11 protein-coding genes are annotated in these 13,104 nt (G+C 63.6%); 2 read left to right on the top strand and 9 right to left on the bottom strand.

What is annotated here, in order from left to right; genetic code table 11:
* Positions 1-25: 25 nt before the first annotated feature.
* The gene (locus DPM35_RS04055) at positions 26-748 is read right to left on the bottom strand and encodes a helix-turn-helix domain-containing protein (RefSeq protein WP_112125999.1); all 723 of its coding nucleotides are present in this window, start codon (positions 746-748) and stop codon (positions 26-28) included.
* Between the two features lie 316 nt (positions 749-1,064).
* Here DPM35_RS04055 and DPM35_RS04050 point away from each other — a divergent pair, with 316 nt between their 5' ends.
* The gene (locus DPM35_RS04050) at positions 1,065-2,423 is read left to right on the top strand and encodes an NAD(P)-binding domain-containing protein (protein WP_112125998.1); all 1,359 of its coding nucleotides are present in this window, start codon (positions 1,065-1,067) and stop codon (positions 2,421-2,423) included.
* A 69-nt stretch (positions 2,424-2,492) separates the two neighbouring features.
* Here DPM35_RS04050 and DPM35_RS04045 read toward each other — a convergent pair whose 3' ends face one another.
* The 3 genes from DPM35_RS04045 to DPM35_RS04035 form a co-directional block, all read right to left on the bottom strand.
* Positions 2,493-3,257 carry an SDR family oxidoreductase gene (locus tag DPM35_RS04045; RefSeq protein WP_112125997.1) on the bottom strand — a complete coding sequence of 255 codons (765 nt, stop codon included), beginning with the start codon at positions 3,255-3,257 and terminating at the stop codon, positions 2,493-2,495.
* Between the two features lie 86 nt (positions 3,258-3,343).
* On the bottom strand, positions 3,344-4,234 hold the full coding sequence (locus DPM35_RS04040; protein ID WP_112126239.1) for a DUF427 domain-containing protein: 891 nt from the start codon (positions 4,232-4,234) through the stop codon (positions 3,344-3,346).
* Positions 4,235-4,236: 2 nt separating this feature from the next.
* On the bottom strand, positions 4,237-5,895 hold the full coding sequence (locus DPM35_RS04035) for an ABC transporter substrate-binding protein (protein ID WP_112126238.1): 1,659 nt from the start codon (positions 5,893-5,895) through the stop codon (positions 4,237-4,239).
* A 124-nt stretch (positions 5,896-6,019) separates the two neighbouring features.
* Here DPM35_RS04035 and DPM35_RS04030 point away from each other — a divergent pair, with 124 nt between their 5' ends.
* Positions 6,020-6,916, top strand: a complete 897-nt coding sequence (locus DPM35_RS04030; protein ID WP_112125996.1) for a LysR family transcriptional regulator — start codon at positions 6,020-6,022, stop codon at positions 6,914-6,916.
* An 11-nt stretch (positions 6,917-6,927) separates the two neighbouring features.
* On the opposite strand, the gene DPM35_RS04025 is transcribed toward DPM35_RS04030, so the two are convergent.
* The 5 genes from DPM35_RS04025 to DPM35_RS04005 form a co-directional block, all read right to left on the bottom strand.
* Positions 6,928-7,785 (bottom strand): DUF1194 domain-containing protein, encoded by an 858-nt coding sequence (locus DPM35_RS04025; RefSeq protein ID WP_112125995.1) that lies wholly within the window; start codon positions 7,783-7,785, stop codon positions 6,928-6,930.
* A 106-nt stretch (positions 7,786-7,891) separates the two neighbouring features.
* Positions 7,892-8,758, bottom strand: coding sequence for a helix-turn-helix transcriptional regulator (locus tag DPM35_RS04020; protein ID WP_146767915.1), 867 nt, complete (start codon positions 8,756-8,758; stop codon positions 7,892-7,894).
* A gap of 424 nt (positions 8,759-9,182) precedes the next feature.
* On the bottom strand, positions 9,183-11,222 hold the full coding sequence (locus DPM35_RS04015) for an ABC transporter ATP-binding protein (RefSeq protein WP_112125993.1): 2,040 nt from the start codon (positions 11,220-11,222) through the stop codon (positions 9,183-9,185).
* Complete coding sequence (locus DPM35_RS04010; RefSeq protein WP_112125992.1) at positions 11,215-12,105, bottom strand: ABC transporter permease; 891 nt, start codon at positions 12,103-12,105, stop codon at positions 11,215-11,217. Before DPM35_RS04010 ends, DPM35_RS04015 begins: the two co-directional genes overlap by 8 nt.
* Positions 12,102-13,055, bottom strand: coding sequence for an ABC transporter permease (locus tag DPM35_RS04005; RefSeq protein WP_112125991.1), 954 nt, complete (start codon positions 13,053-13,055; stop codon positions 12,102-12,104). The genes DPM35_RS04010 and DPM35_RS04005 overlap by 4 nt, the downstream gene beginning before the upstream one ends.
* Positions 13,056-13,104 lie beyond the last annotated feature (49 nt).

Here is a 13,104-nt window from a genome sequence, read left to right as displayed (position 1 = left end):
TATCGTGGGGCGAGGAACCAGGTGCTCACCCCGCGCTGTTCTGCGGATAGCAGATGATCGACAGATACCGCATCGGCAGCTGCGTCAGCTCTTCCGGTCCGTGCGGCGCGTCGGCGTCGAAGAACAGGCTGTCGCCCGGCTTCATCGGATAGAGGTTGTTGCCGTGCCGGTACACGACCTCGCCTTCGAGCATGTAGAGGAACTCCATGCCCGCATGCTGGAACGTCGGGAACACGTCAGAATTCTCGGTCAGCGTGATGAGGTAGGGCTCGACCACGACGCCGCTGGTGTTGGCGCCGATATGGCCGAGCAGATTGTACTGGTGGCCGGCGCGCGTGCCGCGCCGCTCGACATCGACGCCTTCGCCCGCCTTGACGAAGACGGCGCTGTGCTCTTCCTCAAAACGGCGGAAGAAGGCGGTCACCGGAACGCCCAGCGCCCGCGACAGCGCCTGCAGCGTCGTCAGCGACGGCGAGGTGATGCCGTTTTCGATCTTCGACAGCATGCCGAGCGAGATGTCGGTGGCGGCGGCGAGATCGGCGACGGTGATGCCGAGCTTCTTGCGAAACGCCCGCACCTCATGGCCGATCGCCACTTCCAGCACCTTCTCGCGCGTGTCGCGGATGGCGTGCGGGTTCTGCGTCAGCGGCGTGCGGATCGTGCGCCCGTCCGCCGAAACGCGTTTTGGCGGCACCTTGCCCTTGGCGGCCGCAGCGGCGGGCTTTGTGTCAGAGGTCTTGTTTGCCATGTCGCCCTCGAATCCGCGGATTTATTTCACTCAAGGTGAACATATGCGGTGGCGATACGGAAGCGCAACCGCCACGGCAGGCCGCTGTATATCGCGGCAGCACTTCGCCCGCGTGGAGCCCGCCGCCGCCTTTGCGCACAAAAACCGTTTCACGCAAACGCCGTTGCCGCAGATGCTTGTTGACAGCACCGAAGAGCGAATTACTGTCACTGTGAGTGAAATTTGTTTCGTGGGAGCAATTCCAGGAAAAGTGTCGAACGGTTTTCCGCCCGGAATTGCGTCGAGAAAAAAGTCGAAATCAAAAAGGAGGCCCGCAATGAAATCTCGTGTTGCCGTCATCGGTGCCGGACCGTCGGGGCTGGCGCAGTTGAGGGCCTTCAAATCGGCCGCCGACAAGGGCGCCGAAATCCCGGAAATCGTCTGCTTCGAAAAGCAGAGCGACTGGGGCGGGCTGTGGAACTACACCTGGCGCACCGGCCTCGACGAACATGGTGATCCGGTGCACGGCTCGATGTACCGCTATCTGTGGTCGAACGGCCCGAAGGAATGCCTCGAATTCGCCGACTACACCTTCGAGGAGCATTTCGGCCGGCCGATCGCGTCTTATCCTCCGCGCGCCGTTTTGTGGGACTACATCAAGGGCCGGGTCGAGAAATCCGGGGTGCGCAAATGGGTGCGCTTCAACACGCCGGTGCGCATGGTCACCTACTCCGACGAGACGAAGAAATTCACCGTCACCGCGCATGACCGCACCAACGACATCACCTACTCGGAAGAGTTCGACAATGTCGTCGTCGCCTCCGGCCATTTCTCCGTGCCGAACGTGCCGTATTTCGAGGGCTTTTCAACCTTCAACGGCCGCATCCTGCACAGCCACGACTTCCGCGATGCCATGGAATTCAAAGGTAAGGACATTCTGATCATCGGCCGCTCGTATTCGGCCGAGGACATCGGTTCGCAATGCTACAAATACGGCGCCAAATCGATCACCTCCAGCTACCGTTCCAAGCCGATGGGCTTCAAATGGCCGGAGAACTGGAAGGAGGTGCCGCTGCTGCAGAAGGTCGTCGGCAAGACGGCGCATTTCAAGGACGGCACCACCAAGGATGTCGACGCCATCATCCTGTGCACCGGCTACCTGCATTCCTTCCCCTTCCTGACCGACGATCTCAAGCTCAAGACCGCCAATCGCATGTGGCCGCTCGATCTCTATGAGGGCGTCGTCTGGGAGAAGAACCCGAAACTGTTCTACATCGGCATGCAGGACCAGTTCTATACCTTCAACATGTTCGACGCCCAGGCCTGGTACGCGCGCGACATCATCATGGGCCGCATCAAGCTGCCCTCGGCCGAGGCGATGGCCGAGCACAGCGCCAAGTGGCAGGCGCGCGAAGAGACGCTGGAGGATGCCGAGCAGATGATCTGGTTCCAGGGCGACTATACCAAGGAGCTGATGGACCAGACCGATTATCCGGGCTTCGACGTCGAGGCGGTCAACCACACCTTCATGGAGTGGGAGCACCACAAGATGGAAAACATCATGACCTTCCGCGACAATGCCTATCGCTCGCTGATGACCGGCACCATGGCGCCGCTGCACCACACGCCGTGGCTGCAGGCGCTGGACGATTCCATGGAGAGCTATCTCGAGGTGAAGGGCGTCGCGGCAGAGTAGGACGGCGCGCCTCCGCCCACATTCGTTAAGCCGGCAAGGGTGGGGAGTCTCACGGGACACCCCACCAGTCTACCAGCACACGTAGCCGCCATCGACGATCAGGTCGAGGCCGGTCACGAAGCTGGAAGCGCGACTGGCCAGGAATACGGTCGGTCCGACCATTTCCTCCGGCGCCGCCATGCGCCCCATCGGCGTGTCGCGCTTGAAGATCTTTATTTCCTCAGCCACCTCGGGCCGCTTGTTCATCGGCGTCAGCGTGTAGCCCGGGCTGACGACATTGACGCGCAGGCCGCGGTCCGCCCACTCCATGGCGAGGCTCTTCGACAGGTGGATGACGGCGGCTTTGGAGGAATTGTAATGCGCCTGCGTCAGCCCGCGGTTGACGATGGTGCCCGACATCGAGGCGATGTTGATGATGGAGCCCGCGCGCCGAGGGAGCATGACGCGCGCCTCAGCCTGACAGGACAGAAACACGCCAGCGACATTGACTTCATGCACCTTGCGCCATTTTTCCAGTGCCATGGTCTCGGCCGCTTCGGAGCCGGCTATGCCGGCATTGTTGACGGCGACGGTCAGCCCGCCGAGTTCGGCTTCGATGCGACCGATCGCCGTCGTCAGGTCGGTCTCGGAGGTCACGGTGCCAGTCAGCGCCAACGCTTTGCGGCCAAGTGCCATGATTCTGTGGGCGGTTTCGTCAAGGCCGCCGTTGGACGCATGACCGAAGCAGGCGACGTCGGCGCCTGCCTCCGCAAGTCCGATCGCGATCGCCTGACCAATGCCGCTGCCGGCCCCTGTCACCAGCGCCACGCCGCCGTCCAGTTTGAAAAGATCCATCGCACCCTCCCTGATTGCGGGAAGGTATGCGCTGAACAGCATCTCGATCAAGCTGCCTGATCTGGCCGGGCCGGACGTATCGACGCTCAGAAATATCCGTCCGACGCCGCCGTCGCTTCCTTCGGGATCTCCACCCCGTCGACCAGGATCTTGTCGACCAGCTCGTGGTGGAAGCAAACCAGGCCCTTGATGCGTTCGGCCTCGTGCACCGGCTCGGGATAGTACCAGACGAGGTTTTCGTGCCGCTTCTTCGGCGTCGTCACATGATAGTAGTTGGAGATGCCCTTATAGGGGCAGCGCGAGATGTAGCGGCTGGGCGACAGCATATCGAGCCTGGTGTCCGAGATCGGCAGATAGTGACGCACCGGATGTCCAGTCTCGAACAGGAACACGCCGCGCCGTGAATCGGCCACCTGCTCGCCGTCGAGGATCACCTGCACGCGCCGCGACGAAGGCAGGCAGTCGACGCGGCGGAACGGGTCGCGGGCGTGCACGAAGATCTCTTCGTCCTCCTCATACCAGTGTGTCATCTTCGGCCAGTAGAAGGAGATGTAGTCCTGGATCGGCGGGCAGCCCTTGACGGGGTCGAGATAGCGCCATGCGCCGTCCTCGACCAACGTGATGCCGGTGTTGAGCGAGTAATGCGTGGCGACGCCCTTGAACGGGTCTTCCGTCGTCGTGCGGCTCGGCAGCAGGAACTCCTCGCGCACGTCGCTCATCGGGAAGTAGTAGACCGGCAGGTGGTCGCTCTCCTGGAACACCAGCGCCTTGGTGGTGTCGGCGACGATCATCGGCCCGACCTGCACCCTGATCCGTTTGGGCGAGGGCATGGTGAAGGCGACATAGCCCGGTTCGAACTCGTACTGCACGATGCTGTCGAGGATCGGGAAATGCGGCCCGCGGCCGCGCAGATGGGGCTTGCGAATAGTATTCGTCCTCTTCTCGTCGTTTGCGACCGGATTCTTTCGCGCAACCATGGTCATGACGCCACCGATACGCGATCGAGCAGCAGGCCGGCGGCGATCGGCGGCACGCCGCTGACAGTCTTGCGCACGGGCACCAGAAGGTCCGGGAAATAGCTGAAGATCACCGGCGTTTCATCGAGCAGCAGCTTCTGGATATCGGAGGCGGCCTTGCGCTGCGCATCGAGGTCGAGCGCCTTGAGGTAGCCGGTGACCAGCCCGTCATAGGTCGCGTTCTTGAAATGCGCCGCATTCCACGGGCCATCGCTGACCAGCGGGCTTTTCAGGAAGACGTTCGGCACGCTGCGATGCGCGTAATCGGTGATGCCGAGCGGGCTGTCCAGCCAGTCCGACTGGCCGAACACCGCCTTTCCGTAATACTTGTCCTGGTCCTCGATGTTGAGCGAGATGCGCGCGCCGATCTCCTTGGCGAAGTTCTGGAACAGCTGCGCATAGCCCGGAATGTCGGAATAGCGCAGCGTGGTCAGCGTCATGTCGAAGCCGCCGCCAAGGCCGGCCGCTTCCATCAGCTGCTTGGCCTTGGCGATGTCCTGCGTGCGCTGCGCCACCGATTTGTCGGTGACCGGGAAGGCCGGCGCGAAGGGGCTATCATTGCCGGTCGCGGCCATGCCGCGGCAGAGCCCATCGACCAGCTTGGAACGGTCGATGCACAAGGCCAGCGCCTGGCGCACGCGCTTGTCGGTGAAGGGCGCCATGTCGCAGCGCATATGCAGCTGGCGATGCGCGGTGGATGCCACGCGCAGCACCTGGATGTCGGGGTTGCCCAGCACCACCTGGCTGACGTCGAGCGGGATGGCGTCGAGCACGTCGACCTCGCCGGCCTGCAGCGCGAGGATCCGCGGCTGCACATCGCCATAGAACTTGAACTCGAGCCGGTCGGGCAGGGCCTTCTCGCCCCAATAGTCGGGATTGCGCACGAAGCTGGCGCCGACCTTGGGCGTATAGCTTTCGAGCCGGAACGGACCGGTGCCTTCGAAGGTCTTTTCGTAATCGCCCTTGTAGCTCGCCGGCAGGATGACGGCGTTGTAATTGTCGATCGACACCGAATAGGGGAAGCTGCCGTTCGGCGCGTCGAGATGGAACTCGACGGTGTGGTCGTCGACCTTGCGCGTGCCGCCTTTCGACAGCAGGCCCTTGAACACCGACAGCGCGTTGGAGGCGCCGTTCGGATCGGCAAGACGGTCGAAGGTCGCCACGACGTCGTCGGCCTTGAAGTCCCCGCCATTGTGGAATTTCACGCCCTTGCGCAGCTTGAAGGTCCACACGCTGCCATCGGCATTGGGCGACCAGCTTTCGGCCAGCACCGGCTTCAGCGTCAGGTCGGGCTGCGTCACGCACAGGAACTCCGACGTCTGGAAGGCGAGCTGGTAGCTGCCGCTGTCATAGAAGGTGACCGGGTCGATGGCGCCGCCGGGCACGGCGATGCCGGCGCGCACCGTGCCGCCCGGCTTGCCCTCGGCGCGCGCCTGCGGAGCGCCGAGGCCAACCGCCGTAGCGATGCCACCGAGGAAGGGCAGCGACAGGCCGAACACGCTGCCATGGCGCAGGAATTCACGCCGGCCGATCCTGCCGGCGAGCAATTCGTCGATAGCGGAATTTTCGATTGCGCCGAGGGTTTTGCGTGCGGCGTCGATCGTCCTGAAATGCTTGGGCATGGCTGCATTCCTTGTCTGTCGCGGGGGCTTGGCATTTAGGCCACTGTTGACCGCGACCGGAAAGCGATATTTTTTGATCGGAGCCATCGGAATTTTCGATTGCCGCCACTGAAAGGCGAGAGCCATGGACACCGAAAATCTGCGCAGTTTCCTGGAAGTCGCCGCGCATGGCAGCTTCACCGTCGCCGCGCATCGGCTGAACCTCGCGCAGTCGACTGTCAGCGCGCGCATTCGCAGCCTGGAGGAACAACTGGGCCGCAAGCTCTTCGTCCGCGACAGCGACGGCGTTACGCTGACGCCGGCCGGCCGGCAGTTTCTGCCGCATGCCTCGACGATCACCCGCACCTGGGAGCAGTCGCGCCAGGACATTGCCGTTCCCGATGGCTATGAGACGCTGCTCAGGCTGACCGCGCCTGCCTATCTCTGGGACAGCATCACCTCGCCCTGGATCGACTGGATGCGCGCGAAGCGGCCGAACGTAGCGCTGCGTCTGGAAGGCAGCTTCCCGGACCTTGCGGTCGACCAGGTCGCCGAAGGCCTGCTCGACATCTGCATCCTCTATCTGCCCAGGCCGCATCCGGGCATCGTCTATGAGACATTTGCCGTCGATCAGGTGGTTCTTGTCCAGCACGCCGAGCAGCCCGGATCGTGGACCGACAACTACATACTGATGGATTGGGGGCTGGAGTTCCGTATCGAGCACGACCGCGCCTTTGCCAGCATGGTGAAGCCGGCGATCTCGGCCGGGCTGGTGTTCATCGGCTTGCAGCATGTGCTGTCGCAGAAGGCGGCCGCTTATCTGCCGCTCAGCGCGGTGAGCACGCATATCGAGCGCGGCGAGCTGAAGCGCGTCGAAGATACGCCGGTGTTCCAGCGGCCGATCTACCTTGCCTATCCGGAGAACCCTGCCTCTTCCGATGCGCTCGACGTTGCGCTCACGGGCCTGCGCACGCTCGCCAGGAACCTGTCCAGCGATCAGGCTTTCGCGGAGAATGATCGCGCCTTCAGCATGGGAGTGTAGGCCGTGGATTGCTACCGGTACCGACCCTCTCCGGTGGTCAAACAATCGAAGTTCGCAAGGCGCGCCGGCGCATAGGATGCAAGCTTTGGTCGTGGCGGGACGCTTGCGATCTCTCGAACCAACTTCCTGCGGATCGCGACCGCAAAAAGAGTGAGATCGTCAACCTCGATCACGAATGCATCGGGTCCGCCGATGACGCAGTGCTCATAGTAGGAATTGAGATAGCCCTCGCTAAACGTCTCAAAGCTGTCGGAAGTCCCGTGTGGTAGCGACACCGGCAGTCCGTTGATTGTGATGCCCGACGCTATCAACTCGTCTCTCACCGGGGCGACAGGCGGCCCGGCGTTGTTTGGGCCATTCCCGGAGACATCGATCACCCGGCGTTCGCCAATGGCCCAGTTGCGGGCAAACAAATCCTGCGCCGCCTGGAGGCCGCCCGAAATCGATGTTCCTGCTTCCCTGACCATCGGCTGGGCTGCAAGGGCGTCGGCGAACCGTTTTGCATCATCATCGCTGCCGATGATCGTCCACGGCAGGACCACGCGTCGGTGCTTCGGCCCGGCCCATTCGATATATGCGACAGCAATCCTGCCGCGTGCTCCCGATGCGATGGCTCGCGTGACATCGGAGTGCCGGAATGCGCTGACATAGCCGTCGCGTTGAATCCGTTGCTCGGCCTGGCTCATCGATGGCGAGACGTCGACAGCCAGGATCAGTTCGAGATCGACGGCGAGCCTTTCATGACCAACACCCACCGAGGTCGGGTTGAAGATGCCGAGGAGCAGGGCCAGTATCTTTAGACATAATCTCGACCGCGGCCGTGTCGCCTCCGGAGTATGCCAAACATTCGAAAGGCACCGCGTTCCCATCTGGCACCGCCTCCGCGCATTCCGCGCTCATTGGCTGGATTTCTATGGAGCGATGCTGGGACTACGCGCGGTGTCTCGCTTCACCCGATTGGGGGATGGCGCCGCCTCAGTGTGAAGAAGGCTTGCGCAAGCGCAACAAGAGTGCCGTAAGTTCCGCCTGGCGGCATGTTCCCGTTTTCGCAAAGATGGCTCGGAGCTGCGTGCGAGCGGTTTCGCGGCCTATGGCCAATGCAGTGCTTGCCGCGCCGATCCCTTTGCCAGTCGCCAGGCCAGAGGCGAGCCGCGCTTCGGCAGCTGTCAGCTGGAAAGTCTGGCTGAGCAGTTGTTCGGTTGGCGCCAGTTCGGCCGTGAGGTCGGTGAAATGGAGCAGCACATCGCCGCCATTGAACAGGTCATGCGCGAATGAAGTCATTGGCATGAACTCTGCGAGAAGCCAGGGTGATCCGTTGCGGGTGATCACGACTGGCTCAGCCCGAAGCGATCCACCCGACGAACTCGTAACCGCGGCCCGCGTCAGCCCTTGCAGACGGGCATCGCTCGACCGATCGATCGCGTGGATGTGGCCGTGACGGATCACGAGGCCGCAGCCGAACAGAGCATCCGCATGCTTGTTCACGCGCGTGACATAGCCATGGCAGTCCAGCAGCGCGGCGGCGCAATTGACGTGGTCCAGTGTGGCAAGGCTCGTTCCGAGCGAAACATCCCAAACCTTCTCCGCCACACTTATGATCCGTCTCAGGTCCGGCGCCACGCTCAAAAAACGATCGGCCTCGCTGCGGTAAAAGCGCCCCCTCGGGGCATCACGGAAAAGCGGCACGCACCAACTGCGGTTCTTCACCATGACACGGATGGAGGCCCACCATTCCCGATTTCCGGGGCGAGCGATCTCGTTGTAGTACGGCAGGACCCTTCGTTCTTCCGCGGTTGTGATTTCGTCCTCAACGGTGAAACTGACCGGTGGCTTCGCGAGCAACTGCGGCCTGTCGAGAAGGGGAGTGGGTCCGTTTCCGATCCTCTCGTGCCAGAGAGCCGTAAACCCGGCGTGTTCCGTAGAGTCCGGTGCCCGCACGGACTTGCGACGTTGATCGCACCCAAACGGGTGCGCTTGGTCGTGGGTGCGTAGAGCGCAACTTGTTGCGCCCAGCGAATCCGCGAGCTTTTGAAGCGCTCCCGGCCACCGGTCAAATTCGAGAGCAGCGTCGTAGCAAGCTTCTATCGCAGACGCGATTGCTCCCCCGGCAGCCATTCAATCCGACCTTCGTCTGGATGGATCACCACACCCTCCAGATTACCACAGATCGGCGAAATCAAGAATGGCCGGTCAGCAGGCGTGACGCGACGAGCGTCACAGATGCAAGCCACCCCTGACCGGAAAGAATATCCATTCGCCCGGCCCGCTATGCCGGTTCCGCTGCGGTGATCCTGGGTGCCTGCAGCCTGGCCAGTTCCGCATAGGGAATGTGGCAACGGATGGTGTGGCCGGGCTGGGCCTCTGTGAGTTGCGGCTCCTGCGTCTCGCAGATGGCACCGATCTTGCGCGGGCATCTGGTGTGGAAGACGCAGCCCGTCGGCGGGTTGGCCGCACTCGGGATTTCGCCGTCGAGCCGGATGCGCGAACTCTCGGTGCGATCGAGCTTTGGAACCGCCGACAGAAGGGCTTCGGTGTAGGGGTGATGCGGACCGGAGAACACCGCCTCCGACGGCCCGAACTCCATGATGCGGCCGAGATAGAGCACGGCGATCTTGTCGGAGAGATAGCGCACCACGCCGAGGTCGTGCGAGATGAAGATGTAGGAGACATCCTGCCTCGACTGCAGGTCGGCCAATAGGTTGAGGATCGCCGCTTGCACAGAGACGTCGAGCGCCGAGGTCGGCTCGTCGCAGACGACGATGCGCGGATCGCCGGCAAAGGCGCGCGCGATCGCCACGCGCTGCTTCAGCCCGCCTGACAGCTGGCGCGGCTTGACCGCAAGATGCCGGTCGGTGAGCCGCACCGAGCGCACGAGTTTTTCCAGCCGCGTGTCCAGCGTCTTGCCGCTGAGCCCGCCCAGCCGCTTCAAGGCGCGGCTGAGGATGTGCCGGATCGAATGCGAGCGGTTGAGCGCCGAGTCCGGATTCTGGAAGACGATCTGCACCGCCTTGACCTGATCTTCCGAGCGGCTGGCAAGCCGCGGCGCCAGCTTCTTGCCTTCGAGCTCGATCGAACCGCCGTCGTCGGGCGGGACAAGGCCGAGCAGGAGTCTCGCGAAGGTCGTCTTGCCGCTGCCGGATTCACCGACCAGCCCGAGCGTCTCGCCCGGCCTCAGGCTGACCGAGACGTCTTTCACCGCCCTGAGCGGCCGGCCATGGCTGGCATAGGTCTTGTTCAGCCCTTCGACCTGCAGCACCGGTGGCGCCTGCTTCGGCTGGACGGCAGCGATCTCGGCGGGCGTGGCGCGCGGCAGCGACTGCGCCTTGTCATGGTAGTGGCAGCGCGACAAGCGCCCGCCGCCGAGGTCGTAGAGCGGCGGCGGTTCGGCGCGGCAGCGTTCGGTGGCCAGCGCACAACGGTCGGCGAAGGCGCAGCCGACAATATTGGCGCCGATGCCGGGCAGGAAGCCGGGAATGGTGTCGAGCCGGCCCTGGTCCTTACGCTGGCCGCCGCGAGGCAGGCAACGCAGCAGCGCCACGGTGTAGGGATGGCGCGGATCGTTGAAGACGTCCTTGGTCGAGCCTTCCTCGACCAGCATGCCGGCATAGAGCACGCCGACGCGGTCGCACATGTTGGAGACGACGGCGAGGTTGTGGCTGATGAACAGGATCGAGGCCGACAGCTCGCGCCGCAACTGTCCGATCAGGTCGAGCACCTCGGCTTCGACGGTGGCATCGAGGCCGGTCGTCGGCTCGTCGAGGATCAGCATCGAGGGGTCGTTGGCCAAGGCCATCGCGATCGCCACGCGCTGCTGCATGCCGCCGGAGAGCTGGTGCGGATAGCGCTGCATGACGCTCGCCGGATCGGAGATGCGCACCCGGTTGAGCATGGCGAGCGCCTTGTCTTCCGCTGCCTGTCCGGTGATGCCGGCAAGCTCGAAGATCTCGGTCAGCTGGCGGCCGATGCGCAGCGACGGGTTGAGCGCCTTGCCGGGGTCCTGGTAGACCATCGACACGCTGTCTGCGCGGGCACGCCGCAGCGCCTCGCTATCGAGCTTCATCACATCCTTGCCGTCGAGCGCGATCGAGCCGCCGGTGATCGAGCCGTTGCGCGGCAGGTAGCGCACCACCGAAAGCGCGACGGTGGATTTGCCGCAGCCGGATTCGCCGACCAGCCCGTAGGCTTCGCCCGCCTTGATGGTCAGGTTGACGTTGCGCAGCACCGCGCGGTCGCGGCGGCCGACACGATAGGCGACCGAAAGGTCCTTCAGCTCCAGCGCGTTGGCGGCTTGGCTGGGCTCAGTCATTGAACGCTCCATGCACGCCGTCGGCCACCAAATTGACGCCGATCACCAGCGAGGCGATGGCCAAAGCATCGAACAGCACCGTCCACCAGAAGCCGCCGCCGATCATGCCGTAATTGGAGGAGATCGAGAGGCCCCAGTCGGGCGAGGGCGGCTGGATGCCGAAGCCCATGAATGAGAGCGTGGCCACCGCGAAAATGGCATAGCCCAGCCGCACTGTCGTCTCGACCAGGATCGGCGGGATGACGTTGGGCAGGATCTCGACAAACATCGTGTGCAGCGCGCCTTCATGCCGCAGCTTTGCCGCGGCGACATAGTCGAGCTCGCGTTCGGCCAGCACCGCCGAGCGCACCGTGCGCGCGATGATCGGCGCGAAGCTCAGGCCGATGACAACGATGACGGTGATCTTCGAGGTGCCGAGCGCAACGATGGCGAGCAGTGCGATGATGACCACCGGGATCGCCATGAAGGCTTCCAGCACGCGGCTGACGATGTCGTCGACGATGCCGCGGAAATAGCCGATGACGAGGCCGAGCGCGGTGCCGGCGATGGTCGCCAGAATGGTGGCCAAAGGCGCCACTGTCAGGATGTCGCGCGAGCCGACGATAACGCGCGAGAAGACGTCGCGGCCGAGCTGGTCGGTGCCGAACCAGTGGTCGGCCGCCGGCGGTGTGAGCGCGTTGATGATGTCGCTTTCCAGCGGATCGTAGGGCACGAAGTGCTGGCCGAACAGCGCGCAGACGACCCAAAACAACAGGATGAAAAGCCCGGTCAGGAAGGTGCCGGACCTGGAGAGCGAATGCAGCACCTCGCCCCAGGGGCTGCGCCGTGTAGCGTCGGGCGCGGAGGGCGCCGGCAGGCTGGCGGGCGTGTCTGTTGCGCTCATTGCTCTCTTCCCAGCCGGATGCGCGGATTGAGCACGGAATAGAGGAAGTCGGCGACCAAGGTCGCCACCGCATAGACGATGCCGATGGTCAGGATGCCTGCCTCCAGCATCGGGAAATCCTTGCCGCGCGCGGCGGTGAAGATCAGCGAGCCGATGCCCTGGTAGCGGAACAAAGTTTCGATGACGACAAGGCCGCCGATGAGATAGCCGGTCTGGGTGGCGATCACCGTGATGGTCGGCAGCAGCGCGTTGCGCAGCACATGCCGCCAGATCACCGTTCGCCACGGCAGGCCTTTCAGCACGGCCGTGCGCGTATAGTCGGAATCGAGCGCCTCGATCATGCCGGAGCGCGCCATGCGCGCGATATAGCCGAACAGCACCAAAAACAGCGGCAGCGAGGGCAGGATCAGATAGTAGAGCTGGGTGAAGAAGCCGGCGCCTTTCGGCCATGCGGCGGCGATCGGCAGCCAGCGCAGCCACACCCCGAAGATCAGGATCAGGATGATGCCGGTGACGAATTCCGGCAGCACCGTCACCGACAGGCCGCCGAGGCTGATGATGCGGTCGAGCGGCCGGTTGAGGTTCAGCGCCGCGATGACCCCGCCCAGGATGCCGATCGGCACCACAAGCACGAAGGCAACCAGCGCCAGTTTCATCGAATTGCCCAAAGCATCGATGACGAAGGGGGCGACCGGCGCGCGGAAAATATAGGACGTGCCCATGTCGCCATGGAGGAAGTTCCAGATCCAGGTGCCGTACTGGACGAGCAGTGGCCGGTCGACGCCGAGCGAGTGGTTGAGCGCGTCGACGGCGCGCTGATCCGCGAACGGCCCCAATATGGCGCGCCCGACATTGCCCGGCAGCACCTGGCCGCCAAGGAAGACCATGACGCTGAGCAAAAACAGCGTGACGAGCGACAGAGCCAGGCGCCGGACGAGGAAGACGAGGATGGCGAATACTCCTATTGGAGCCGGCTCTCCGTGGAGAGCCGGCTGTCAC

This window comes from Mesorhizobium atlanticum (assembly GCF_003289965.1).
Classification (GTDB): domain Bacteria; phylum Pseudomonadota; class Alphaproteobacteria; order Rhizobiales; family Rhizobiaceae; genus Mesorhizobium; species Mesorhizobium atlanticum.
This window is presented reverse-complemented; position numbering and strand designations above follow the sequence as displayed.

Bases quoted from the DNA above. Each gene is read 5' to 3' on its own strand.
- DPM35_RS04030 (WP_112125996.1), top strand. From the start codon at position 6,020: ATGGACACCGAAAATCTGCGCAGTTTCCTGGAAGTCGCCGCGCATGGC.
- DPM35_RS04035 (WP_112126238.1), bottom strand. From the start codon at position 5,895: ATGCCCAAGCATTTCAGGACGATCGACGCCGCACGCAAAACCCTCGGC.
- DPM35_RS04040 (WP_112126239.1), bottom strand. From the start codon at position 4,234: ATGGTTGCGCGAAAGAATCCGGTCGCAAACGACGAGAAGAGGACGAAT.
- DPM35_RS04010 (WP_112125992.1), bottom strand. From the start codon at position 12,105: ATGAGCGCAACAGACACGCCCGCCAGCCTGCCGGCGCCCTCCGCGCCC.
- DPM35_RS04025 (WP_112125995.1), bottom strand. From the start codon at position 7,785: ATGGGAACGCGGTGCCTTTCGAATGTTTGGCATACTCCGGAGGCGACA.
- DPM35_RS04015 (WP_112125993.1), bottom strand. From the start codon at position 11,222: ATGACTGAGCCCAGCCAAGCCGCCAACGCGCTGGAGCTGAAGGACCTT.
- DPM35_RS04050 (WP_112125998.1), top strand. From the start codon at position 1,065: ATGAAATCTCGTGTTGCCGTCATCGGTGCCGGACCGTCGGGGCTGGCG.
- DPM35_RS04045 (WP_112125997.1), bottom strand. From the start codon at position 3,257: ATGGATCTTTTCAAACTGGACGGCGGCGTGGCGCTGGTGACAGGGGCC.
- DPM35_RS04055 (WP_112125999.1), bottom strand. From the start codon at position 748: ATGGCAAACAAGACCTCTGACACAAAGCCCGCCGCTGCGGCCGCCAAG.